Raw genomic sequence first — 23,723 nt, 5'->3', positions numbered from 1 at the left:
GTTGGGGGTGGGCAGAAGCGCAGCGCCCTTATCAAGCACTAGCCTTACCCCGAATCCCCGCTAATCTCATACGCCAATCACACGAAGGACACCGGATCGCATGGCATCGACCGCCGCCGCAGACGGCGCAAAGCCTGCTCGCCCCAAGGGCTGGCGGCTGCTGAAGATCGCGCTGCAAAAGCGCAAGTCGGCGACGATGCTGGGCTTCGGGTTTTCCTCGGGGCTCCCCTATGCGCTGCTGATCGGCACGCTCAACGCCTGGCTGGGCGAGGAGAAGGTCGACCTCGCGACCATCGGCGTGCTGTCGTGGATCGGCCTGTCCTATTCCTTCAAGTTCCTGTGGTCGCCGCTGGTGGACCGCCTTCCGTTGCCGGGGCTGGATCGCCTCGGTCGCCGCAAGAGCTGGATCTTGCTGTGCCAGGCCGTGCTCGTGCTCGGCTTCGGTGGCCTTGCCGCGACCGATCCCGCGCACGCCATCGGCACCTTCGCGCTGTTCGCCTTCATCGCCGCGCTGGCTTCCGCCACGCAGGACGTCGCGGTCGACGCCTGGCGGATCGAGGTGGCCGACGAGGACACCCCGGTCGAGCTGCTCTCCTCGATCTACCAGTTCGGCTATCGCATCGCTTCGATCGTCGGCGGCGCGCTGGCGCTGGTGATGGCGGGCCGCATGAGCTGGCCGCTGGTCTATCTCTCCATGGCCGGGCTGATCGTCCTGATCATGCTGGTGACGCTGCGCGCACCCGATACGCCGCGCCCCGAACAAGGCGCGCTCCACGCCGCGCTGGCGCAGCCGGGCGAGCTTGCCCCTGCCGCGCGCTGGGCCGCGCTGGCCGTGGTCGGCATGAGCTGGGCCTGGGCCATCGGCACGATCGGCCACTTCATGGTGGGCATGCTCGCGCCCGCCGATCCCGCCAGCCCGCACCCCTCGGTCGGAGATTTCACCAAGGCCTATGGTCCGTGGATCGTGGTGGCCACCGTGGTCGTGCCGCTGCTCGTCGCGGCGACCACCAACTGGCTCAAGGCCCATGCCCGCTCGGTCCTCACAGCGCCCGACACGCGCGTTTCGCCGCTGCGTACGGCGGCGAACCATCTCTACGTCGCGCTGGTGTCGCCGCTGGCGGAGCTTTCGGGGCGGCTGCGCTGGGGCGTGCTGATCGTGATCGGCATGATCCTCACCTACACGCTGTGCTACAACATCTGGTCCAGCTTTGCCTTCCCGTTCTATCTCGAACACCTGCACTACACCAAGGACGAGGTCGCCTTCGCCTCCAAGCTGTTCGGCATCTTCATGACGATCCTCGGCATCAGCCTCGGCGGCTACCTGTTCGTGCGGTTGGGGCGGATGCCGACGATCCTGATCGGCGCGATCCTCCCGATCCTCGGCAACTTCGTCTATGCCGACCTTGCCGAAGGCGCCCGCCACATCGACGCGGTGGGCAACGCCACGGGCCTCAATGCGCTGTTCGCCTTGTTCGGCTTCGATGCGCGCATGGTGCGGCTGCTGCTGGCGATCAGCTTCGAGAACGTTTCGACCGGCATCGCCGGCGCGGCCTTCGTCGCCTACATGTCTGGCATCGTCAGCAAGAGCTACACTGCGGTGCAATACGCGCTGCTGTCCTCGCTGACTTTCCTGATTGGCTCACTGGGGCGCGGCATCGCGGGCGAGGCCTTCGACACCTACGGCTACGCCACCGTGTTCCGCTGGACAGCGGCGGCAGGGCTGGTCGCGGTGGTGATGGTGCTGCTCGAATGGGGCCGGGTGGCCCGCGAGGCGCGCAATGTTCAGTCCGGCACTTCGTGATTGAGCCGCAGCACTTCGCCGGCGAGGTAGAGCGAGCCGACGATTAGCACGTCGCCCTGCGGCGGCAGCGCGGCGATCGCGGCGGGGACGTCGCCGAAGCTCTGCACCGGCAGGGCGCTGAACGGGGCGAAGTCCTCAGGCCGATGCGCGTCATGGCCCGGCGCGGGCACGATCGACAGCGACAGCGCATGGCTGCCCAGCGGGCGCAGCAGCGCGCCCGGATCCTTGTTCGCCAGCATCCCCATGACGATGTGCACAGGCTTTTGCGCGGAAAGGTGCCGCGCGATCGCCTCGCCCGCATCGGGATTGTGCCCGCCATCGAGCCACACGGTGCGCGCACCCGCAAGGTCGGTCAGCGGGCCATGGCCCAGCCGCTGCAACCGCGCGGGCCAGCGCGCATCGACGATGCCCTTGCCCATCGCCGCAGGACTGACCTCGACCACGCTCTGGTGCCGCAGCATGGCCACCGCCAGCGCGGCATTGTCCGCCTGGTGCGCGCCGAGCAGCGCGGGTAGGGGCAGTTGCAAGTCGCCCTTCGCATCGCAGTAGTGGATCGAGCCATCGGCGCGCGAATCCCAGTCGCGCCCGCGCATCACCACGCTCGCGCCCAGCTTCTGCGCGGTTTCCAGCACCGAGGCGGTGGCAGGGTCGGGATAGGCTTGAGTCACCAGCGGCACGCCCGCCTTGGCAATGCTCGCCTTCTCGAATGCGATGCGCGCCAGCGGGTCTGCGGGAACGCCGTCCTCTGGCGTCAGCAGGAACGCCTCGTGGTCGATGCCCAGCGTCGAAATCCCGCAGGATGCCGCCGTTTTCAGCACGTTGGTGGCATCGAGACGCCCGCCAAGGCCGGTCTCGATCACGCAGACATCCGCCGGTTCACGGTGAAAGGCGAGGAAGGTGGCGACCGTCGTCACTTCGAAGAATGAGGGCGCCAGATCCTCGCCGCAATCCAGAACTTCCTTGAGCAGTTCGGCCAGCAGTTCGTCCGAAATCAGGCGTCCCGCCAGCCGAATCCGCTCGTTGTAGCGGACAAGGTGCGGCTTGGTCGCGGCATGGACCTTCAGCCCCTGCGCTTCCAGCATCGCGCGAAGGTAGGCGCAGGTCGATCCCTTGCCGTTGGTGCCCGCGACGTGGAACACCGGGGGCAGATCGTCCTGCGGGTTGCCGACGCGGTCGAGCAGGGCGCGGACGGTGTCCAGACCCAGCCGTCCGCTCGGCAGCGAAAGCGCGCCGAGGCGGTCGAGCTGGGCCTGCACCGCAGGGTCGTCGGAAACGGCGAAATCGCGCATCTGGGAACCTGTCAGCGGTGCTTAGGTGTCGTTCAGGTACGTTTAGGTGTCGTTCAGGCCGCCTTGGCGTTTGTCAGGTAACCGATTGTCTTGGCAAGGGTTTCCTTCAAATCCCGGCGGTGTACGACCATATCGAGCATGCCGTGGTCGTGCAGGTATTCTGCCCGCTGGAACCCCTCGGGCAGCTTCTCGCGAATGGTGTCCTGGATCACCCGCTGGCCGGCAAAGCCGATCAGCGCGCCCGGTTCAGCAATCTGCACGTCGCCCAGCATGGCGTAGCTGGCGGTGACGCCGCCTGTGGTGGGGTCGGTCAAGATCACGATATAGGGCTGGCCCGCCGCGTGGAGCCGCGCGATGCCCACGGTGGTGCGCGGCATCTGCATCAGCGAGAGGATACCCTCCTGCATCCGCGCGCCGCCCGCTGCCGTGACGGCGATATAGGGGCACTTTTCCTTCACCGCGCGTTCGATCCCGGTCAGGAAGGCATTGCCCACGGCCATGCCCATCGAGCCGCCCATGAACGCGAATTCCTGCACGCCGACCACGGCCTTGGCCCCGTCGATGGTGCCGAAGGCGTTGGTCAGCGCGTCGGGGTGCGGGTTCGCAGCCTTCGCCGCGCGCAGGCGGTCGGTGTACTTCTTGCTGTCGCGGAACTTGAGCGGGTCTTCCTTGACCTTGGGCGCAGGCAGCAGCTCGAAACCGGGGTCCAGCAGCTGCGCCAGCCGCGCATCGGCGCCGATGCGGCCATGGTGTTCGCAACGCGGGCAGACCGAGAGGTTGTCCTCGTATTCCTTGGTGAACAGCATTTCGCTGCACGAAGGGCACTTGATCCACAGGTTGTCGGGGGTGTCGCGCTTCGGGGTGAAGGGAAGCGCATTGCGGACGCGGTTAAGCCAGCTCATGCGACATCCTTTCGCGCCGAATGCACCGCATCGGCAAGAGCGGAAACGAGCTTGCGCACAGGTTCGGCAGCATTGGCGCCATGCTCGGCGATCAGGTCGATCAGGGCCGAGCCGACGACGACGCCATCGGCGACGCGGGCGATCGGGCCGGCCTGCTCGGGCGTGCGCACGCCGAAGCCGACCGCGACCGGGATCGTGGCATGGGCCTTGATGCGGACCATGGCCTGTTCGATCGAATCGAGCGCGGCGGACTGCTTGCCGGTGATCCCGGCGACCGAGACGTAGTAGAGGAAGCCGCTGGAGCCTTCGAGTACGGCGGGAAGCCGAGCTTCGTCGGTGGTCGGCGTGGCGAGGCGGATCAGCGAAACGCCCTTGCTCCGCAGCGCCGGGCCGAGTTCGGGGTCTTCCTCGGGCGGGATGTCGACGCAGATCACGCCGTCGACGCCAGCCTTCTCGCACTCCTGGGCGAACCATTCGGGGCCGCGCGTGGTCATCGGGTTGGCATAGCCCATCAGCACCAGCGGGGTTTCGGGGTGACGGCCCCGGAAGTCGGCGGCGATGCGGAAGATGTCGGCGGTCTTCGTGCCAGCAGCGAGGCTGCGCAGGTTGGCGAGCTGGATCGCCGGGCCATCGGCCATGGGATCGGTGAAAGGCATGCCCAGTTCGATTACATCGGCCCCGCCTTCGACCAGCGCATCGAGGATGGCGGGCGTGGCCTCGGCGGTAGGATCACCGGCGGTGACGAAGCAGACGAGCGCTGCATGGCCCTTGGCGAAGGCGGAGGAGAGGCGACTAGGGGTGAGACGCATGCTCATCAGATCTTCACCCCCAGGTGTTCGGCGACCGAGAAGATGTCCTTATCGCCGCGGCCGCAGAGGTTGGCGAGGATGATCTGGTCCTTGGGTAGCGTCGGGGCGAGCTTGGTCACCGCCGCGATGGCGTGGGCAGGTTCCAGCGCGGGGATGATGCCTTCGGTACGGCAGAGCAGTTGGAAGGCATCAAGCGCCTCGGTATCGGTGACCGAGGTGTATTCGACGCGGCCCACTTCCTTCAGCCAGGCGTGCTCGGGACCGATGCCGGGATAGTCGAGGCCCGCCGAGATCGAGTGGCCTTCGAGGATCTGGCCGTCCTCGTCCTGCAACAGATAGGTCTTGTTGCCGTGGAGGATGCCAGGGCGCCCGCCTGCGAGGCTGGCGGCGTGGAGCTTGTCGAGCCCGTGGCCCGCCGCCTCGACCCCGAGCATCTTGACGTCTGCATCATCGAGGAAGGGGTGGAACAGGCCGATGGCGTTGGAGCCGCCACCGATCGCCGCGACCAGCACGTCGGGAAGGCGGCCGATGCGGCTGAGCATCTGCGCGCGCGCTTCCTTGCCGATCACGCTCTGGAAATCGCGGACCAGTTCCGGATAGGGGTGCGGGCCGGCGGCAGTGCCGATGATATAGAAGGTGTTGTGGACGTTGGCGACCCAATCGCGCAGCGCCTCGTTCATCGCGTCCTTGAGCGTGCCCGCACCCGCCGTGACGGGGACGACTTCGGCGCCCAGCAGCTTCATGCGGAACACGTTGGGCTGCTGGCGCACGACGTCGGTTGCACCCATGAAGATGGTGCAGGGCAGGCCGAAGCGCGCACAGACCGTGGCGGTGGCGACGCCGTGCTGGCCCGCGCCGGTTTCCGCGATGATCCGCGTCTTGCCCATCCGCATGGCGAGCAGGATCTGGCCGATGCAGTTGTTGATCTTGTGCGCGCCAGTGTGATTGAGTTCGTCGCGCTTGAACCAGACCTGCGCCCCCATCCCGGGCTGCGCCGCCTTCGCGAGTTCCTCCGTCAGCCGCGGCGCGAAATAGAGCGGGCTGGGGCGACCGACATAGTGTTCCAGCAGGTCCTCGAATTCGGCCTGGAATGCCGGGTCGGCCTTGGCCTTTCGGTATTCGGTTTCGAGTTCGAGGATCAGCGGCATCAGCGTTTCCGCGACATAGCGGCCACCGAACTGACCGAAGTGGCCGCGTTCGTCGGGCAGGGTGCGGAAGCTGTTGGGAGTGGGCGTAGTCATGCGCGCGCGTTGGCAGAGGGCGGCGCGATTGTCCAGTTTTCAGCCATTTCACACCCCCTTCACCTTCGTTCATCCTGCTGCAATGCAGCACGCCTAGGAAGGTCGGGCTACGTCGTGGAAGGCGGTTCCGGAAACGGGGCCGCCTTTCTGCTTCTCTGCGTGCCCTGGCTGGTCTGCATATTTTGCAATTATAGTTCCACTTTACGCAACTGTGTGTGGCGCGTGAGTCACGATCACGTGATAAATTGCACTTTTATTACGTAGGGCGGTTGAACGACCCGTCTCCCATGCCTACTTCGCCGTGACCTGACGATATCTCCCGCTGTGAATAGCGATAATATTATGACGATTTTGGCGGTGAGGGCGCAGATATAGCGCTGTAGAGCAAAAATATTGTTGGGTTCCAACAAAATAAATGTATCGATTTGTAGCAAGCGCATTCGTGCGTTTAAATTAGGAATTTTGCGTCTACCTTACAATGTGTTGCCAATTGGACACGATGATCTTCGGTTGATTCAAAAATTGCATGCGCCGTGTTGCGAACCCTGATCTCGAGGACTAGCTGCGCCCTCGGCCCCCGCCAAGAAGGGGCATCCAATCAGGAGTTTACACCATGCGTACCATTCTTCTCGCCGCCGCTGCCTCGCTGGTTGCCGCCACCCCCGCCCTTGCCAACGAAGCCCGCGTCGAAGCGCGCGGCGGCATCGTGTGGAGCCAGGGTGACAGCGAGGCGATCGCCGGTGTCGCCGCCGGTTACGACTACGACCTCGGCTCGACCGCGTTCGTCGGCGCCGAAGTGACCGCCGACAAGATCCTCACCGGCAACACCCGCGTGACCTTCGGCTTCAACGGCCGTGGCGGTGCCAAGCTCGGCGAAAACGGCAAGCTCTATGTCGTCGGTGGCTACAACACCAAGAACTGCGAGTTCTGCGACGGCACCTGGACGGCTGGCGCCGGCTACCAGCACGCCTTTGGCAACGTGTACGGCAAGGTCGAATACCGTCACTTCTTCGTCGACAACAACCAGCCCGACTTCAACGCGGTCGCGGTTGGCGTCGGCTACAAGTTCTGATGCCGGGCGGCTTGCCCGCCTGACGTGAGATCTTGAGAAAAAGGGGGCGGTCTTCTTCGGAAGGCCGCCCCTTTTCTGTGTCAGGCGCGTACGGCCCGGGCGAAGGCGGCGATGCGGGCTTCGTCCTTGACGCCGGGCGCGGATTCCACGCCCGAGGAAACGTCGACCAGCGGTGCAGCCGTCACACGGATCGCTTCGGCCACGTTGTCGGGCGAAAGGCCGCCCGCAAGGCCCCAGGCGAAGGGCGCTCGGTAGTTTGACAGCAGCGTCCAGTCGAACACGAGGCCGAGGCCGCCGGGAAGGTCGGCACCCTTGGGCGCCTTGGCATCGAACAGCACCAGGTCGGCAGCGCCGGCATAGCGCGCGGCGGCGTCGATATCAGCGCGGCTGGCGACCGAGACCGCCTTCCACACGGGCAGGCCCAGTTGCGCGCGCAAGGCGGCCACGCGCTCGGGCGATTCCTTGCCGTGAAGCTGGATCGCATCGAGTCGGGCGGCGGCAACGGCTTCGAGGATGGTGGCGTCGTCGGCATCGACGAACAGGCCGACGGATGTCGCACGCCCCGCAAGGCGCTGGCCGAGTGCGGCGGCCTGGGGCAGGTCGACGTTGCGCGGGCTTTTGGCGAAGAACACGAAGCCGAGGTAGTCGGCGCGGTGGCGCACGGCGGCGTCGAGCGCGGCGGGGGTGTTGATCCCGCAGATCTTGATGTGGGCAGTGCTCATGCTCGCAGCCGATAGGACGGCTGCGAGCATGGCGTCAAATATCAGGGAGCGAGTTCGTAGGTCACGGTGACGTTGGCGCGCATTTCCAGCTCGCCCGCCGAGACGGGGCTAGGCGGCGCGGGTGGCGCGTCCATCATCTTCTCGGCGCGGGCGAACATCACCGGCTGGGGCGACCAGCCACCGCTTTCGTTGATCGTCAGAACGCGCAGGACGCGCATCCCTGCCGCCCTGGCGTAGAGATCGGCGCGGGCGCGGGCCTTCTTCATCGCCTCGATCCGGGCTTCGTCCATCGCGGCGTCGCTGTTGTCGAGCTGGAAGCTGGGTCCGTTGACCTGATTCGCGCCCGAGGTGACGAGCGTGTCGATCACCTTGCCGTACTGGTCGAGCTTGCGCTGACGTACCTGCACTTGGTTGGTTGCCTGATAGCCGATGATCACCGGGTCGCCCTCGGTGGTGCCATCGGGCAGGCGGCGCGGCTGGCCATAGACCGGGTTCACCGACAGGTTGCTGGTCTGCACGTCGCGGTCGGCGATGCCAGCCTTCTTGAGCGCAGCGATCACCGCGTTCATCTTGGCGGCGTTTTCGTTCAGCGCGGCGCTGGCGGTCTTCGCCTGCGTGGTGACGCCCGCGTTGAACACCGCGAGATCGGGCGTGCGGGTGGACTGGCCATCGGCCGAAACAGTCAGCACGGCATCGCCCGGCGCGACGACGGGGGCGGTGGAAAGTTGCTGAGCGTGGGCTGCCAGCGGCAGGGCCAGCAGCGGAAGGGCGGCGAGAATCAGGCGTTTCATGGGTCGGTCTCCCTGTGCGTCTGCCCGTCGATGTGGACGGGGCGAGGTTGCGCCGGGATGAACCGTTCAGCCGATGTCCCGTTCCAGCACGACCATGGCAAAGGGATGGTCGCCCGGCACGGGGAAGGGCCGCGTCTCGCCCGTGCGGATGTAGCCGCGCCGTTCGTACCAGGCGATGAGTTCGGCGCGCTTGTCGATCACCGTCATTTCCATCACGGTCGCCCCGAAATCGCTCAGTGCCTGCGCTTCGGCGGCGGCGATCAGCGCGCGACCAAGGCCTGCCGCCTGCAACACGGGATCGACGCAGAGCATGCCCAGGTAGGCGTGGGTTGCGCTCTTGCGGGTGATCGTGACCGTGCCGGTGAAGGCGCCGTCCTGTTCGGCGACAAGCACGCGGGCTGCGGGATCGGCCAGCGTGGCGGCAAGTTCGGCCTCGTCGGTGCGCTCGTCGTCAAGCAGGTCGGCCTCGTGCGTCCAGCCGCCGCGCGCGCTGTCGCCGCGATAGGCGCGCTCGACCAGCGCGCGCAGGGCGGGGATGTCCGCAGGCGTGGCCAACCGGACCTGCATCATCGGATCAGAGCGTCGCCTCGATTGCGCGGGCGGCGGCGACCGGATCGGTGGCACGGCTGATCGGGCGGCCGATGACGAGTACGCTGGCCCCGCCATCGCGGGCCTGACGCGGGGTAACGGCGCGCTTCTGGTCGCCCAGCGCCGCGTCCGCCGGGCGCAGGCCGGGAACGACGAAGTAGCCGTTCTTCCAGCGCTTGTGGATCGCGGCGACTTCGTGGCCGGAACAGACGATGCCGTCGAGGCCCGCTTCCTGCGCCAGATCGGCAAGGCGCAGCGCCTGGTCGTGCGCGCTGCTGCTGACGCCCACCGCCGAGAGGTCAGCATCGTCGAGGCTGGTCAGCACGGTGACGGCGACGACCTTGCAGTGCTCGCCCGCAGCAGCCTTGGCGTCTTCCATCATCGCGCGCCCGCCGCCTGCGTGGATGGTGACGATCGCGGGCTGGAGGACGTGGATCGATTGCATCGCGGCGGCGACAGTGTTGGGAATGTCGTGCAGCTTCAGGTCCAGGAAGATCGGCAGGCCGACCTTGGCGACCTCGTGCACGCCGTGGTGGCCGTGGGCGCAAAAGAATTCGAGGCCCAGCTTGAGCCCGCCGACATGGCCGCGCACCTTTTGCGCAAGGGCGACCGCTGCGTCGAGGCGGGGCAGGTCGAGGGCGAGATAGATCGGGTTGCTCACGGCGTCTCTGTCGGTTGCGGCGCGGCTGCATCGAGCTGCGTGGAGGTGAGGGCGGCGGACGGCACGGCCAGGTTCGCTTCCAGCGTGGCGATGCGCTTGGCAAGGCGCCAGCGGGTGGTGCGATAGACCAGCCAGGTGGGCACGAGGCCGAGCAGGAAGGCGAAGATAACCAGCGCCGGCAGCTTGGTATCGAGCACGAGGCCCTGCCAGATGCGCACTTCGACCGGCTGCCAGTTGGCGACGGTGAATGCTGCAAGTGCGGCCACCACCAGCAGCCAGGAAATCGTGCGCAGGACTTTCATGCTTCCCCTTCCGGTCCCCTTCCGTCCGGCCCGACACTAGGTCGGTTCGGCGCGGAAGGCGAGTCCGGAGCGATTCGCGGGCTTATTCGCCGAAGACGCGGGCGAAGATCGTGTCGATCGCCTTGAAGTGGTAGTCGAGGTTGAACTTGTCCTCGATCTGCTCCGGCGTCAGCACGGCGGCGACTTCGGGATCAGCCTTGAGCAGCTCCATCAGCGAAAGCTGGCCGTCGGATTCCCATACCTTCATCGCGTTGCGCTGCACGAGGCGGTACGAGGCATCGCGCTCCAGCCCAGCCTGCGTCAGCGCCAGCAGCACGCGCTGCGAGTGGACAAGGCCGCCCATCTTGTCGAGGTTCTTCTGCATCCGCTCGGGGTAGACGACGAGCTTGTCGACCACCGAAGTGAGGCGGGCGAGCGCGAAGTCGAGCGTGATCGTGGCGTCGGGACCGATGAAGCGTTCGACCGAAGAGTGCGAGATGTCGCGCTCGTGCCACAGCGCCACGTTCTCCAGCGCGGGGGTGACGGCCGATCGGACCATGCGGGCAAGGCCGGTGAGGTTTTCGGTCAGCACCGGGTTGCGCTTGTGCGGCATGGCCGACGAACCCTTCTGGCCGGGCGAGAAGTATTCTTCCGCTTCCAGAACCTCGGTGCGCTGCAGGTGGCGGATTTCCACCGCGAGGCGCTCGATGCTGCTGGCGATGACGCCGAGCGTTGCAAAGAACATCGCGTGGCGATCGCGCGGGATGACCTGCGTGCTCACCGGCTCGACCGCGAGGCCCAGCTTGTCCGCGACATATTCTTCCACCGACGGGTCAATGTTGGCGAAGGTGCCCACCGCGCCCGAGATGGCGCACGTGGCGACTTCGGCGCGCGCGGCGATCAGGCGCGTCTTGCAGCGGGCGAACTCGGCATAGGCTTCCGACAGCTTCTTGCCGAACGTGGTCGGTTCGGCGTGGATGCCGTGGCTGCGGCCGATGGTGGGGGTGTACTTATGCTCAAAGGCGCGGCGCTTGATCGCGGCCAGCAGCGCGTCGATATCTTCGAGCAGGAGGTCGGCAGCGCGCGCCAGTTGGACCGCCAGCGTGGTGTCGAGCACGTCGGAGCTGGTCATGCCCTGGTGCATGAAGCGCGCTTCGGGGCCAACCTGCTGCGCCACCCAGTCGAGGAAGGCAATGACGTCGTGCTTGGTCACCGCTTCGATCGCGTCGATCGCGGCGACGTCGATGCTGGGGTTGGTCGCCCACCAGTCCCACAACGCCTTGGCGCCCGACAGGGGCACGACGCCCAGCTCGCCCAGCTTCTCGGTGGCGTGGGCCTCGATCTCGAACCAGATGCGATAGCGGGCTTCCGGTTCCCAGATGGCGGTCATCGCAGGGCGGGCGTAGCGGGGGACCATGGTTCGACTCCGAATGATTGCGTGCCCGCGCCGCTAGGGAAGGGGGGGCGCAGATGCAAGCCATGGCTGCGCCGACGTTGATAACGGACGTGTCAGTTATGGGGAGGTGCACTCATTGATAACGGGCGCGTCAGTTATTCCGGGTGATCAAAGCCCATAACTGACGTGTTCGTTATCAACGTCCGGCCTGTACCGGCCAGCTGAAGCGCAGCATTGTTTCGCCGGTGGGCGCGGCGTCCGGGGCAAAGCGGCGTTCGATGATCGCGCCTTGCCCTGCTTGGTCCACTGCGATCACCGTCGAACAGCGGGTTCCGTACGTGGAATTATCAATAAACACCGAGGTGAAGCCGGGCAAGGGGCCCGCACCGTTTTCGCCCGGCGCCAGCGGGGTAGCATCGCGCAGGGCATCGAACAGCGCGGCCGGATTGTCGCCCGCCGCCAGCCAATCGGCCAGCACCGCTTCGAGGCGCAGCGTCTTGGCCCAGCGGTCGTCGAAGCCGCCGTTCGACAGGCCGTGGATACCGGCCTCCAGCCGCGTTCGGGCAGGCGCGGGGTAGTTGGTCAGGTGCCACGCGTCCTCACCCGCGATCTGCAGCAGGTGGAACGGGTTCATCAGGCCGATGTCGCCGGGCGGCTGCCCTTGCAGCCAGTCGGTCACGAGGCCACCGCGCGAAGGGCGGCCGGGCTTGGGGTGGCCTTCGACGCGATAGTTGGTGACGAGAGCCAGCCGTCCCGCGTCGTTCAGGCCCAGCCACGTGCCGCCCGCCTGCAGGTCCTTGCCCGCGATCGTGCCGTCCTCCCAGCGTGCAAGCGGCGCGGAGGGGCGATCGTGGAACTCGTCACGATTGCCGATGATGACGAGACGCCAGCGCGGATGCGCGCGCCAGGCGATGGCAGCAACGCACATTGTTCAGCGCCGCGCCGGGTGTTCCGGCCCGTTCAGGATGGCCAGCAGCGCCGCCAGTGCAGGGGGCACCATCGCGAGCAGGCCGACGATCAGGCTGGCCTCGGCAATGTCGCCGACAAGGAACGTGCGCCCTGCCACGCTCGCCGTTCCGGCAGGGCGGTGCAGCAGGTCGATCGCGAATTGCAGGCCGGTCAACAGCCAGATCGCGGGCGGCAGCAGGCGCAGGCGTATCGCCACCGAGGCCCGGCGCGGCTCGCGCATGGCCAGCGCCTCGATCAGTGCATAAGCCTGGATCATCGCCCATGACGTAAAGATCCAGCCGAGGAAGTTGCTCAGAGGCACCCCGAAATAGCCGGAAGGGTGGGCATAGGTCCAGCCGCCGCCAACGGTCGAGCCCATCGCATCCACCACGAGGTCGAAGCCCGGAATGACGAAGCCAGCGAGCAGCGGCGCCGCGATCAAGCGCTGCGCCGAAGGGCCGGGCTCCTCGCAGCGCAGGATCGCGCACGATATCCGCCAGCCGAGATAGGCATAGACCATGTAGCTTGGCGGCACGATCAGCGGCACGCCCAGCGGACGCGGCATGGCGGCATGGTGGACGTAGAAGCCGAACGGAAAGCCCATGGCGATGCTAGAAGCTTCCAGAAGGAACGAGATCGCCATCGTCACCACCGCGAAGGCTGCCAGCGCGCGGCCACCGATGGTGATCGAACCGTGCGCCAGCACCAGCGCGAGCAGGACGAAGAACGACAGCCCGGGCTTGCCCGCGATCTTTTCGCCCACGAACAGCACCAGCCAGACGAGCGCCAGCGCCGTGGTCAGCGTGGCGACAAGGCCGCCGCGATTGGTATTCCTGCCATCATCCAGCATCGTATTCCCCCATCTTTGCGCCGTTCATGGCGCGTGGGCGGGGGGCTTGTCCACTGCCTGCGTCGGACCGGGCAGAGGTCCTGGCGGATAGAGGGGCGTTGATCCTCCCCATTTGCACTTCGCAAAAGCGGGGAGGGTCAAAAGATCCGCTGCCCCACCATCAAAAACTGCCGTCACCCTGGGCGTGCCCCGGGGCGCCCGCTGTTCGGCCGTCGTGCCGTAAAAGCGGGATTCCTGGGCAAACGCGGGATGACGAAGGCTGGCGCCCTGCCGATGCAGGTGCGACGCCCCCCAACTTACCCCTAGATCAACCCTTGCGCCTTCAGCGAGACGTGGCCTTCGCGCCCGATGATCACATGATCGTGGACCATGATGCCTAGCAGCCGCCCGGCCTCGATGATCTTCTGCGTGATCTGGATGTCGGCCCGGCTCGGCTGCGGGGAGCCGGAGGGGTGGTTGTGGACGAGGATCAGCGCCGCCGCGCCGATGTCCATCGCCTTGTGGATCACGCGGCGTGGATGGATCGCGGCTTCATCGATGTCGCCATCGGCGACCTTCTCATCGAGGATCAGGCGGTTCTGCGTATTCAGGTAGAGCACGCGCACGCGTTCGTGGTTGAGGTGCGCCATGTCGATCGTCAGGTAGTCGATCAGCGATTGCCAACTGCCCAGGATCGGCAACTGTTGCACGCCGGTGCGGGCAAGGCGCCGGGCCGCGACGCCGACGATCTTCAGCGCGGCGGCGGCCGTTTCCTTGATTCCCGGCGTTTCCACGAGCGCGCGCCAATCGGCATTGAATACGCCGGCCAGAGAACCGAAGCGCTGGAGCAGCATCCGCGCCTGCGGCTTGACGTCCTTCTGTGGGATCGCCGTCATCAGCAGGTATTCGATGACCTCGTGATCGGCGAGCGCATCGTCGCCGCCATCCAGCAACCGTTGGCGCAGGCGGGCGCGATGGCCCGAAGGGTCGTTCCCCGCCTCGCGCACACGATCGCGCTGGCGCGGTTGCGATTCCCGTTCAGGAAAGAGTCGGGGTTCGTCCTGCATACCATCCCTTGCGGGCACCATCACGGCGTTCGCGCGTTGTTGCGCCGGTGCATTGCCTATGCCGGGGCGCTGCGCAAGAAGGGGGCCGATGGGGGACAGCACCGTTTTGGCAGAAGATTTCGACGACGCCCCTCTGGCGCCGCCCGAAGCCGCGCGCCCGCGGCGCCGCGCGCGTCGTGCGCTGCTGGTAACGGGGACTGCCTTGGCGGCAGCTCTGGGGGGGCTGTGGCTGGCGCGCGATCGCATTGCCGATCGCGTGATCGGGCAGCAACTGGCCGGCCTCGGCCTGTCCGCGACTTACGAGATCGATACCATCGCCCCCGGCGTGGAAGTGCTGCGCAACATCGTAGTTGGCGACCCGCGCCATCCAGACCTGACCATCGACCGTGCGGAATTTCGCGTGGTCTATGGGCTTGGCCTGCCCGAGATCGGCAAGGTGATCCTGACCCGGCCCCGCATCCATGGGCGCTGGCAGGATGGGCGGTTGAGCCTCGGTGCGCTCGACAAGCTGATCTATCCCGCAACGCCATCCAAAGCGCCGTTCCGGCTGCCGAGGCTCGATCTGACGGTGATCGACGGGCAGGGAATGTTCGATAGCGAGGCCGGGCGCATTGCCGTGCGCGCTGCGGGCAGCGGCGCGTTGCGCGACGGCTTTGCCGGCACGCTGGCCGTGGCCGCGCCGCATCTCAATGCGGGCGGGTGCGACGTGCGCGGCGCGAACCTTGCCGGGCGTCTGCGGATCGCGGGCGAAAAGCCCCATCTGGCAGGGCCCTTGCGCTTCGACCGGCTTGATTGCGCAACGCGGAAATCGACGGTCGACGATGCCGTGCTCGATCTAGATCTGACCATGGACCGGGATTTCCAGGGGCTGGTGTCCAGGAGCGGCTTGCGGACAGGGGCGTTCGCGTTGGGCGGGTTGACCGGCGAATCGCTGGCACTCGATTCGGCGCTGGCCTGGCGCGGTGGCGTCCTGGGCGGGCGGCTTGCCGCCAATGCCGGGGGCGTCCACGCCAATGGCGCGACCGTGGCACTGCTGTCGGTCGATGGACGGATTGCCACCCGCAAGGGCTTTTCGGCGATCGAGTTTCGCGGTGGCATCGACGGCCAGGGCTTGCGGCGCGGCGCCGTCCTCGATCGAGCGCTGGCTTCGACCGGGGCGCAAGTCGAGGGCACGTTGTTCGCCCCTATGGTCGCGCAAGTGCGGCAGGCGCTCGCGCGGGAAGAACGCGGCAGCCGCGTGACCGGCGAAGTCTCGTTCCGCAGGCAGGGCGGCGACTGGAGCCTTGTCGTCCCAGCCGCCGCCCTGCGTGGCGGCAGCGGGGCGGCGCTGGTGTCGCTCTCGCGCTTTCAGGTGGCGGGCGCGGAAGGGCGGATGCCGCGCATGGCGGGAGCCTTTTCGACCGGCGGTGCGGGGCTTCCCCATCTGTCGGGCAGGCTGGAACAGTCCGTGCCGGGGCGCGCGGTGTTCCGCCTGGCGATGGACGAGTACCGCGCGGGCGGGGGCGCAGTTGCGATCCCGGCGCTGATGGTTGCGCAAGTGGAGGACGGCTCACTGGGCTTTTCGGGCGAAGCACGCGTTTCGGGTGCAATCCCCGGCGGGCGTGTGCAGGGTCTCGTCCTGCCGCTCCATGGCGCCTACTCCGCGCGCGGCGAACTGGCGCTCTGGCGGCGGTGCGTCACGCCGCGCTTCGATGCGCTGCAACTGGGTGCCATGGCGCTAGACCGCCAGAGCCTGACGATCTGCCCCGCCGGCGGCACGGCCATCGTCCGCCAGGGCGCGGGCGGTCTGCGCATCGGCGGCGGCACGGATGCGCTCGCGCTGTCGGGCAAGCTGGGGGAAACGCCCGTCCGGTTGCAAAGCGGACCTGTCGGTTTCGCCTGGCCCGGCACGATCACGGCGCGCGGGCTGAACGTGGCGCTGGGGCCTGACGACACCGCGACGCGGCTGAAGCTCGCGGAACTCGTCGCGCGGCTGGGCGGCGATTACGCGGGCACCTTCGCCGGGGTCGAGGCGCGGCTTGCGGCCACACCGCTCGACGTGACCGGCGCGAAGGGCGACTGGCGCTATGCCGATGGCAAGCTGGTGCTGGCCGATACGTCGTTCGACCTGACCGATCGGCAGAATCCGGCGCGCTTCGAAAAGCTGATCGCCCGTGGCGCGACGCTGACGCTGGCCGACAACCGCATCGATGCCGAGGCGTTGCTGCGCCACCCGGCCTCCGACCGCGAGGTGGGGCGCGCGGTGATTCGCCACGACCTGACCACTGCCACTGGCCACGCCGATCTGACCGTTCCCGGCCTCGTCTTCGACAAGGGATTGCAGCCGGACGAGCTGACGCGCTTGGCGCTCGGCGTCGTCGCCAACGCCGCCGGCACGGTGAAGGGCAGCGGCCGCATCGACTGGACCCAGCGCGGCGTCACCAGCAGCGGAACTTTCGGATCGGACAATCTGGACCTTGCAGCTGCCTTCGGCCCGGTGAAGGGCCTATCCGGCTCCTTGCGCTTCACCGATCTGCTCGGCCTCGTCACCGCCCCGCACCAGGTGCTCAAGGTGGCGGCGGTCAATCCGGGGATCGAGGTCAACGATGGCACGATCGACATCCAGCTGCTGCCCGGACAGGTGCTGCGCCTGAACGGGGCGCACTGGCCGTTTCTTGGCGGCAACCTCGCGCTCGAACCGACCGAGCTGCGCCTCGGCCTTGCCGAAACGCGCCGCTACACGCTGTTGGTAGACGGGCTGGACGCGGCCAAGTTCCTCGCGCGGCTGGAGCTCGGCAACCTGTCGGCGACGGGTATCTTCGATGGCAAGCTGCCGCTCGTGTTCGATGCCGACGGCGGCCGGATCGAAGGCGGCAACCTTGTTTCGCGTGCCCCCGGCGGCAACGTCTCCTATGTCGGCGCGCTGACCTACAAGGACCTGTCGCCGATGGCGAACTACGCCTTCGACCAATTGAAATCGCTGGATTATCGCAACATGGCCATCGCCATGCGGGGCGATCTGGAAGGCGAGATCGTGACCAACGTGAAGTTTGCAGGCGTGAAGCAGGGCGCTGGAATCAAGCGCAACTTCCTCACGAAGCAGCTCGCCGACCTGCCCATCCAGTTCAACGTCAACATCCGCGCGCCGTTCTACCAGCTGATCACGTCGGTGAAGGCAATGTACGACCCCGCCTTCATCAAGGACCCGCGCACGCTGGGCCTTGTCGATGCGAAGGGCCGACCGATCACGCGCCTTTCCAACGGCGTGCGCCCGGGCGGAACCCCAGTGATCGTGCTGCCCGCAATGCCATCGGGCATTCAGCCTCCAGCAAGCGGAAAGATGCCATGAGGAGCCTCGAATTGACCACAGACGCGAACCCTGCGACCCTTTGCCTCATGAGGGAATGCGAAACACGGTCGAAACGGGGCTGGCGCCTGCTGCGGGCGCTTCCGGTGCTGGGCGGAGTGGCGATGCTGGCGGGGTGCATTTCGGTGAAGGCCCCGGACAAGCCGATCGTCATCGAGCTCAACATCAACATCAAGCAGGAAGTCATCTATCGCCTGGCGGCCGACGCCGCGCAGACGATCGACAAGAACGCGGAGATTTTCTGACTATGGCGCGCATTCTGACCAAGGCTCTGACTGCCCTCGCGCTGGCGGGCGTTGTCCTGCCGGTCGCCGCTTTCGCACAGCGCGATCCGGCCTATGCAGCCGCGCGCGCCGCAGGGCAGGTGGGCGAGAAGATCGATGGCTACCTCGGCTTCGTGGTGTCGCCCAGCCCGGCGCTGCGCGCGGTGGTCGAGGACATCAACATCAAGCGCAAGGCCGTCTATGCCGACAAGGCCAAGGCCAACAGCGCTACGGTCGAGGAATATGCGCTTACCTCGGGTTGCCTGCTGATCGCCCAGACCAGGCCGGGAGAGAAGTACCAGTCGCCCGACGGCTCTTGGCAGACGCGCACGGCCTCGCCTCCCTTGCGCGATGCGCGCTGCCCGTAAGGTTTTGCCTTCGGCATTTGCGGAACGCGCACAGCACCGGCCCGGTACCGAAAGCGCAGCCAGATGGGCTTCCCGCCCGCATCCAACAGCGCATACGTAGCAAATGGCGCAATTCCGCCCCTTCCTGCCTGAGCGGGAAGGGGCTTTTCATTTCGGATCGTCATGGGCCTGTAGCGGTTGACTTGGGACATACCCCCGCCTAAGGGGCAGGCGCTCCCGGCGGACAGCCGTTGGTTGCGCTGCGCTTTTTGTCGGGTCTACCTTGATCTGGGGAGAGCAGCATGACCGACGACACATCCGACGTGACGCCCATCGGCGAGGATCCGCGGATCTCCACGCTCGACGAGCGGCTCAAGGCCGCCCGCCAGCGCGAGGACGAGCGGATCACCAAGCCGGCACCGGATGGGTCCGACGCGAACTATCGCCTTGGCAACCGCGTGCTGGCTGAACTTGTGGGCGGCATGGTGGGTGGCGCGTTCATCGGCTGGGTCATCGACCAGTTTGCCGGAACGAAGCCCTGGGGGTTGTTGGTGATGCTGTTCGTGGGGGTCGGAGTCGCCTTCCGCAACATCATCAGGATTTCGAACCAGCGCCCCGAATAAGGGCGCTGTTGTCTTATTTTGAGTAGTGACGGGGAAAGCACGTGGCCGAAGGCAAGGTCGATCCGGTTCACCAGTTCACGATCGAGCCGTTGTTCGGCACCGATCACTGGTCCATCGCCGGTTACAACGTGATGTTCACCAATTCGGCACTGTGGATGGCGATCACCGCCGTCGTGCTGATCGTGTTCGTGGCCGGTGGCGCCAAGCGCGCTGTCGTGCCGGGTCGCTGGCAGATGGCGGTCGAAGGCTTCACCGGCTTCGTCGACAACCTGCTGATGTCGAACATCGGTGAGGCGGGGCGCAAGTACCTGCCGTACATCTTCTCGCTGTTCATGTTCATCCTGTTCGCAAACCTGCTGGGGCTGCTGCCGCTCGCGCTCGTCGGGCTTCACCCGTTCACCGCCACCAGCCACTTCACGGTGACGGGCGTTCTGGCGGTGATGAGCTTCGCGATCGTGCTGATCGTCGGCTTCGCCAAGCATAAGCTGCACTTCTTCTCGCTGTTCGTGCCGCACGGCACGCCCGTGCCGATGATTCCGATCATCTTCCCGATCGAACTGATCTCGTTCATGGTGCGTCCGTTCTCGCTCGGCCTGCGTCTCTTCGTCGCGATGATGGCCGGCCACGTCCTGCTGGAAGTGCTGTCGGGCTTCGTGATCTCCGGCACCAATGCCGGCGCGCTGACCTTCGGTATCGCCGCGCTGCCCAGCTTCCTGCTGATGATCGGCATCTGCGCGCTGGAACTGCTGGTTGCCGGCATCCAGGCTTACGTGTTTGCCTTGCTGACCTGCGTCTATCTCAACGACGCGGAAAACCTTCACTGATCCGTTTCATCCGTTCCACTACAGATTTGAAAGAGGGAGTTTTTATCATGGACGCACAGAGCGCAAAGCTTCTCGGCGCTGGTCTGGCCGCCATCGGTGCGGGTCTCGCCTCGCTCGGCGTGGGCAATGTCTTCGCGAAGTTCCTCGAAGGCGCGCTGCGCAACCCCGGCGCTGCCGACGGCCAGCAGGGCCGCCTGTTCATCGGCTTCGCGGCCGCGGAACTTCTCGGCCTGCTCTCGTTCGTCGTCGCGATGATCCTGATCTTCGTCGCCTGATCGAACGTTTCGAATACTGTTGATGCAACGGCCGGGGTTCGCAAGTTTTGCGGCCCCGACCGCAAGAAGCGCGGATAAACGCGATGCCTCAGATTGCACAGCTTGCCACCACCTACTCCAGCCAGGTCTTCTGGCTGCTGGTGTGCTTCGGTCTGGTCTTCTTCGTGGTCGGCTTGGGTCTTCTGCCCAAGGTTACCTCGACCGTCGACCTGCGCGACAAGCAGATCGCCGACGATCTCGCCGCGGCTGAAGCCGCCCGGACCGCCGCCGATGCCGAGGAAGAGGCATGGCGGGTCACCGCCGCCAGGCAGCGCGCTGAAGCCCAGGGCGTGATTGCCCAGGCCAAGCTCGATGCCGCCAAGTCGACCGAAGCGGCTCTGGCCGTTGCTTCGGGCAAGATCGACGAAACGCTTGCCGCTGCCGAAGCGCGCATCGATGCCGCCCGTACAGCCGCGCTGGGCGAGATCGAAAGCGTCGCTGCTGAAGCGGCGCAGGATATCGTCGCCCGTCTCGCCGGTATCTCGGTTCCGGCCGAACAGGCTCAGGCCGCCGTGAAGGGAGCGCTCGCTCATGGCTAACGCCGCGCACACCACCGCCACTGTCGAGCAGCCGCACGGCGCCGAGCATGAAGTCGAGCCTGCTGCGCTCGGTCTTACGCCCGGCATGTGGGTTGCCGCCGCGATGCTGGTGTTCCTCCTCATCCTCGTGGTGAAGAAGGTTCCCGGCGCCATCGTCGGCGGTCTCGACAAGCAGATCGGCGCGATCCGCCAGCAGCTTGATGAAGCCAAGGTGCTGCGCGCCGAAGCCGAAAAGCTGCGCGCGGAATACGCGGCCAAGATCGCCAACGCCGAAAAGGACGCTGCCGCGATGCTCGATCACGCCCGCCATGAAGCGGACATGATCGTCGCCAAGGCTGCGCAGGACACCACGGACGTGATTGCGCGTCGCGAAAAGATGGCCGCCGACAAGATCGGTGCCGCCGAACGCGCTGCAGTTGATGATCTGCGGGCCAAGGTGGCTTCGGCTGCTGCTGCAGCGGCAGGCCAGCTGATTGCCCAGAACCACAGCGCTGGCGCCGACAAGGCGCTGGTCGATGGCGCGATCGCCGGGCTTGCCCACTGATCGACCTGCCGGTCCGCAAGGGCTTGCATCACAAGACAAGAACCCCGCCGGAAACGGCGGGGTTTTTTGTTGCGTGGGCGGTGCTCCGTCAGCCTCCTCCCACAAGCGGGAGGGGCTGGGGGGTGGGCCGGATGCGAAGCAACGTTAAAGCGCCCGATGCAGCACCAGCGCATCAACGAACCCATGCGCGGGGTGATCGAAGGCCAGCGGCAGGCGGCCCACTTCGGCGAAACCGAAGCATTGCCACAGCGCCACCGCGCGGGTGTTGGTGCTGACCACGAAGTTGAACTGCATGGCATGGAAGCCTTGCGCACGGGCGCGGTCCAGCGAGTCCGCGCACATCTGCCGGGCGACGCCCTTGCCGGTGGCGTGGGGCGCGGTCATGTAGCCGCAATTGCACACGTGCCCGCCGCCGCCTGCTTGGTTGGCGCGCAGGTAGTAGGTGCCCAGCACGCCGTCGGCTTCCTCGAACACGAAGGTCTGCTTGTCCGTGCCGCACCAGTAGGCAAGCGCCTGTTCTCGGGTCATGTCGCGGTCGAGTGCGTACGTCTCGCCCGCGCGGATCGCCGGCTTCAGAATGGCCCAGAGCGCGTCGGCGTCGGCAGCGGTGGCCGGACGGACAGCCAAGGTCAGTCCCGCGTCGAGCCGCGCACCACAAGGCGTACCGGGACGCGGCGGGGCGACGGGGCCTCGCCGCCGATGGTGGCGATCAGGCGATCGACCAGCAGCGATCCTGCCACCTCGAAATCGGACTCGACCGTGGTCAGCGGCGGGATCGACCATTGCCCGGCGCGCACGCCGTCGAAGCCGACCACCCCGATGTCCTCGGGCACCTTGTAGCCACGCTGGGTCAGTTCCTTGAGCGCGCCCAGTGCGATCTCGTCGCTGACGCCGAACACGGCATCGAAGGGACGGCCGCTTTCGATCAATGCGGCGGCGGCACGGCGGCCCTGCTCCTCGCGCGGCAGACCACGTTCGATCCTCTGCAGGAAGGGTTCGAGGCCTGCTTCCTGCATGGCAGTGGCATAGCCGTCGAAGCGTTCCTTGAACTGGCGCTGGGGCGACGTTTCCGACCCCAGGCACACGATCTGCCGATAGCCGCGCACCAGCATGTGCCGCGTGGCCAGCATCGCGCCTGCGGCATTGTCGCTGCGCACCCACGGGAAGTCGTCGCTCGGTGCGCCCCAGCACACCCAGTTGGTGCCTTCGGGCAGGCGGGCGAAATAGTCCCACGCCTCGGTGTTCTCGCTCGTGCCGATCACGATCATGCCGTCGGCCTTGCGGCGTTCCTGGTAGTGGCCCCAGAAATTCTCGGGGCTGTCCTGAAACGCGACCAGCACCTCATAGCCGCGCGCCGAGGCGGCGGCGCACGTGCTGCCCAGCAGGGCGAAGTAGAACGGGTTGAGGTCCTTGCGATCCTGGCCGGGTCGGCAGATCATCACCAGCGCCAGCGTGCCGGTCTTGCCGCGGCGCAGGCGGGCTGCGTTTTCGTCGACCTGGTAGTTCAGGCGCTGCGCGGCCTCGAGCACGCGCTTGCGCGTCGGCTCGCTGATCGATGTGTCCCCGGCGAGCGCGCGGCTGACGGTCGACTGGCTGACGCCAGCCGCTTCGGCAACGTCGAACGAGGTCACGCGGGTTAGGCGCTTTTCGGGCATCGGCTTGGTCTTTCCCTCCACGTCGGCGCTCTTACCGGAAGTCGTCCTTCGCCGCACGCAGCGCGGCAAAGGTCGCAACCGCATCCGCGCCGCCCCATCGTGCCTGCATGGCAGGATCGTCGGCGCGGAGGAAGGGGTTGGTGGCCAGTTCCCGGTCAAGGGTTGTGGGAACCGTGGGCTGGTTCGCATTGCGCCGCTGTTCGACTTCGGCGGCATAGGCGGCCAGCGCCTTGTTGTCCGGGTCGGCGTAGAGGGCGAAGCGGGCGTTCGAGGCGGTGTATTCGTGCGCGCAGTAGATCGCGGTCGCAGGCGGCAGCGCCTTGAGGCGTTCGAGGCTGGCCCAGAATTGATCGGGCGTGCCTTCGAACATGCGGCCGCAGCCGAGGGCGAAGAGGGAGTCGCCGACGAAGGCGATGCTGGCTTGCGGCAAGTGGTAGGCGACGTGGCCGTTGGTGTGGCCGCCGACGTCGATCACGTGGGCTTCGAAGTCACCCAAGGTCACGCGAGTGGCGTGTGTGACCGTGCGGTCGACCGCCGCGATGCGGGGAGCGTCACCTGCGGGGGCGGTGACGGTGCAGCCGGTCGCGGCCTTGATCGCCTCGTTCCCGCCAGCGTGGTCCGGGTGCCAGTGCGTGTTCCATATTTGTGTTATTTTCCAGCCCTTTAGTGATGCTTCGCGCAAGTAGGCTTCGGCATCCGGCGTGTCGATCGCGACGGTTTCACCGCTGGCATCGTCGTGGACGAGGTAGCCGTAGTTGTCGGACAGGCAAGGGAACTGGTGGACCTGAAGGGGCATCGTCTTCTCCTGGCCGCGGACCCTAGCGGCACAGCGCCCATAAAGCAAAAGCCCGCCCGGATCGCTCCGGACGGG

The 23,723-nt window shown here is 66.6% G+C and carries 26 protein-coding genes; 10 read left to right on the top strand and 16 right to left on the bottom strand.

Annotated elements, in window-relative coordinates; all coding sequences use genetic code 11:
* Positions 1–100 precede the first annotated feature (100 nt).
* On the top strand, positions 101–1,801 hold the full coding sequence (locus K3A84_RS02965) for an AmpG family muropeptide MFS transporter (RefSeq protein ID WP_225007700.1): 1,701 nt from the start codon (positions 101–103) through the stop codon (positions 1,799–1,801).
* Here the strand turns inward: K3A84_RS02965 and K3A84_RS02960 are convergent.
* The 4 genes from K3A84_RS02960 to trpB are packed head-to-tail and all read right to left on the bottom strand — an operon-like array spanning position 1,783 to position 6,042.
* Positions 1,783–3,090 (bottom strand): bifunctional folylpolyglutamate synthase/dihydrofolate synthase, encoded by a 1,308-nt coding sequence (locus K3A84_RS02960; protein WP_225007697.1) that lies wholly within the window; start codon positions 3,088–3,090, stop codon positions 1,783–1,785. The genes K3A84_RS02965 and K3A84_RS02960 overlap by 19 nt on opposite strands.
* Before the next feature lie 53 nt (positions 3,091–3,143).
* On the bottom strand, positions 3,144–3,992 hold the full coding sequence (accD, locus tag K3A84_RS02955) for an acetyl-CoA carboxylase, carboxyltransferase subunit beta (RefSeq protein WP_225007693.1): 849 nt from the start codon (positions 3,990–3,992) through the stop codon (positions 3,144–3,146).
* Positions 3,989–4,801 carry a tryptophan synthase subunit alpha gene (gene trpA, locus K3A84_RS02950; RefSeq protein ID WP_225008128.1) on the bottom strand — a complete coding sequence of 271 codons (813 nt, stop codon included), beginning with the start codon at positions 4,799–4,801 and terminating at the stop codon, positions 3,989–3,991. The genes accD and trpA overlap by 4 nt, the downstream gene beginning before the upstream one ends.
* Before the next feature lie 5 nt (positions 4,802–4,806).
* Positions 4,807–6,042 (bottom strand): tryptophan synthase subunit beta, encoded by a 1,236-nt coding sequence (trpB, locus tag K3A84_RS02945; RefSeq protein ID WP_225007691.1) that lies wholly within the window; start codon positions 6,040–6,042, stop codon positions 4,807–4,809.
* 613 nt (positions 6,043–6,655) lie between these two features.
* On the opposite strand from trpB, the gene K3A84_RS02940 reads away from it, so the two are divergent.
* Positions 6,656–7,114, top strand: a complete 459-nt coding sequence (locus K3A84_RS02940) for an outer membrane protein (RefSeq protein WP_225007688.1) — start codon at positions 6,656–6,658, stop codon at positions 7,112–7,114.
* 80 nt (positions 7,115–7,194) lie between these two features.
* Here the strand turns inward: K3A84_RS02940 and K3A84_RS02935 are convergent, their stop codons facing one another.
* The 9 genes from K3A84_RS02935 to radC form a co-directional block, all read right to left on the bottom strand.
* Positions 7,195–7,836, bottom strand: coding sequence for a phosphoribosylanthranilate isomerase (locus K3A84_RS02935; protein ID WP_225007685.1), 642 nt, complete (start codon positions 7,834–7,836; stop codon positions 7,195–7,197).
* A gap of 41 nt (positions 7,837–7,877) precedes the next feature.
* The gene (locus K3A84_RS02930) at positions 7,878–8,627 is read right to left on the bottom strand and encodes an SIMPL domain-containing protein (RefSeq protein ID WP_225007682.1); all 750 of its coding nucleotides are present in this window, start codon (positions 8,625–8,627) and stop codon (positions 7,878–7,880) included.
* A gap of 66 nt (positions 8,628–8,693) precedes the next feature.
* Entirely contained in the window at positions 8,694–9,194 is a 501-nt protein-coding gene (locus tag K3A84_RS02925; RefSeq protein WP_225008127.1) for a GNAT family N-acetyltransferase, read from the bottom strand.
* A gap of 7 nt (positions 9,195–9,201) precedes the next feature.
* Positions 9,202–9,876, bottom strand: coding sequence for an orotidine-5'-phosphate decarboxylase (pyrF, locus tag K3A84_RS02920; protein WP_225007678.1), 675 nt, complete (start codon positions 9,874–9,876; stop codon positions 9,202–9,204).
* Positions 9,873–10,178, bottom strand: coding sequence for a DUF1049 domain-containing protein (locus tag K3A84_RS02915; protein ID WP_225007676.1), 306 nt, complete (start codon positions 10,176–10,178; stop codon positions 9,873–9,875). The genes pyrF and K3A84_RS02915 overlap by 4 nt, the downstream gene beginning before the upstream one ends.
* A gap of 82 nt (positions 10,179–10,260) precedes the next feature.
* A complete protein-coding gene (gene purB / locus K3A84_RS02910) occupies positions 10,261–11,574 on the bottom strand; it encodes an adenylosuccinate lyase (RefSeq protein WP_225007675.1) in 1,314 nt (437 codons plus the stop codon).
* 175 nt (positions 11,575–11,749) lie between these two features.
* Complete coding sequence (locus K3A84_RS02905; protein ID WP_225007674.1) at positions 11,750–12,481, bottom strand: NRDE family protein; 732 nt, start codon at positions 12,479–12,481, stop codon at positions 11,750–11,752.
* 3 nt (positions 12,482–12,484) lie between these two features.
* A complete protein-coding gene (locus K3A84_RS02900) occupies positions 12,485–13,351 on the bottom strand; it encodes a carotenoid biosynthesis protein (protein WP_225007672.1) in 867 nt (288 codons plus the stop codon).
* 302 nt (positions 13,352–13,653) lie between these two features.
* Positions 13,654–14,397: a RadC family protein gene (gene radC, locus K3A84_RS02895; RefSeq protein ID WP_225007670.1), complete on the bottom strand. Its 744-nt coding sequence runs from the start codon at positions 14,395–14,397 to the stop codon at positions 13,654–13,656.
* An 88-nt stretch (positions 14,398–14,485) separates the two neighbouring features.
* Here radC and K3A84_RS02890 point away from each other — a divergent pair, with 88 nt between their 5' ends.
* The 8 genes from K3A84_RS02890 to K3A84_RS02855 all read left to right on the top strand — a co-directional run bounded on the left by K3A84_RS02890 (position 14,486) and on the right by K3A84_RS02855 (position 21,197).
* The gene (locus K3A84_RS02890) at positions 14,486–17,725 is read left to right on the top strand and encodes a YdbH domain-containing protein (protein ID WP_225007667.1); all 3,240 of its coding nucleotides are present in this window, start codon (positions 14,486–14,488) and stop codon (positions 17,723–17,725) included.
* A 47-nt stretch (positions 17,726–17,772) separates the two neighbouring features.
* Complete coding sequence (locus tag K3A84_RS02885) at positions 17,773–17,988, top strand: YnbE family lipoprotein (RefSeq protein WP_225007663.1); 216 nt, start codon at positions 17,773–17,775, stop codon at positions 17,986–17,988.
* A 2-nt stretch (positions 17,989–17,990) separates the two neighbouring features.
* Positions 17,991–18,374 (top strand): YdbL family protein, encoded by a 384-nt coding sequence (locus K3A84_RS02880; RefSeq protein WP_225007660.1) that lies wholly within the window; start codon positions 17,991–17,993, stop codon positions 18,372–18,374.
* Between the two features lie 281 nt (positions 18,375–18,655).
* On the top strand, positions 18,656–18,976 hold the full coding sequence (locus K3A84_RS02875; RefSeq protein ID WP_225007656.1) for an AtpZ/AtpI family protein: 321 nt from the start codon (positions 18,656–18,658) through the stop codon (positions 18,974–18,976).
* A gap of 41 nt (positions 18,977–19,017) precedes the next feature.
* Positions 19,018–19,800 carry a F0F1 ATP synthase subunit A gene (locus tag K3A84_RS02870; protein WP_225007653.1) on the top strand — a complete coding sequence of 261 codons (783 nt, stop codon included), beginning with the start codon at positions 19,018–19,020 and terminating at the stop codon, positions 19,798–19,800.
* 47 nt (positions 19,801–19,847) lie between these two features.
* Positions 19,848–20,075 carry a F0F1 ATP synthase subunit C gene (locus tag K3A84_RS02865; RefSeq protein WP_022677864.1) on the top strand — a complete coding sequence of 76 codons (228 nt, stop codon included), beginning with the start codon at positions 19,848–19,850 and terminating at the stop codon, positions 20,073–20,075.
* Between the two features lie 83 nt (positions 20,076–20,158).
* Positions 20,159–20,653, top strand: a complete 495-nt coding sequence (locus K3A84_RS02860) for a F0F1 ATP synthase subunit B family protein (protein ID WP_225007651.1) — start codon at positions 20,159–20,161, stop codon at positions 20,651–20,653.
* A complete protein-coding gene (locus tag K3A84_RS02855) occupies positions 20,646–21,197 on the top strand; it encodes a F0F1 ATP synthase subunit B family protein (protein ID WP_225007649.1) in 552 nt (183 codons plus the stop codon). Before K3A84_RS02860 ends, K3A84_RS02855 begins: the two co-directional genes overlap by 8 nt.
* A 144-nt stretch (positions 21,198–21,341) precedes the next feature.
* Here the strand turns inward: K3A84_RS02855 and K3A84_RS02850 are convergent, their stop codons facing one another.
* Genes K3A84_RS02850 through gloB form a run of 3 tightly spaced genes read right to left on the bottom strand, consistent with a single transcriptional unit; the run spans position 21,342 to position 23,648 of the window.
* Entirely contained in the window at positions 21,342–21,824 is a 483-nt protein-coding gene (locus K3A84_RS02850) for a GNAT family N-acetyltransferase (protein WP_225007646.1), read from the bottom strand.
* Between the two features lie 2 nt (positions 21,825–21,826).
* Complete coding sequence (locus K3A84_RS02845; protein WP_225007645.1) at positions 21,827–22,873, bottom strand: LacI family DNA-binding transcriptional regulator; 1,047 nt, start codon at positions 22,871–22,873, stop codon at positions 21,827–21,829.
* A gap of 10 nt (positions 22,874–22,883) precedes the next feature.
* Entirely contained in the window at positions 22,884–23,648 is a 765-nt protein-coding gene (gloB, locus tag K3A84_RS02840; RefSeq protein WP_225007644.1) for a hydroxyacylglutathione hydrolase, read from the bottom strand.
* Between the last annotated feature and the right edge of the window lie 75 nt (positions 23,649–23,723).

It is taken from the genome of Novosphingobium percolationis (assembly GCF_020179425.1).
In the GTDB taxonomy this organism is placed as follows: domain Bacteria; phylum Pseudomonadota; class Alphaproteobacteria; order Sphingomonadales; family Sphingomonadaceae; genus Novosphingobium; species Novosphingobium percolationis.
The sequence above is the reverse complement of the archived record's forward strand: the minus strand, read 5'-3'. Positions and strand labels throughout refer to the sequence as shown.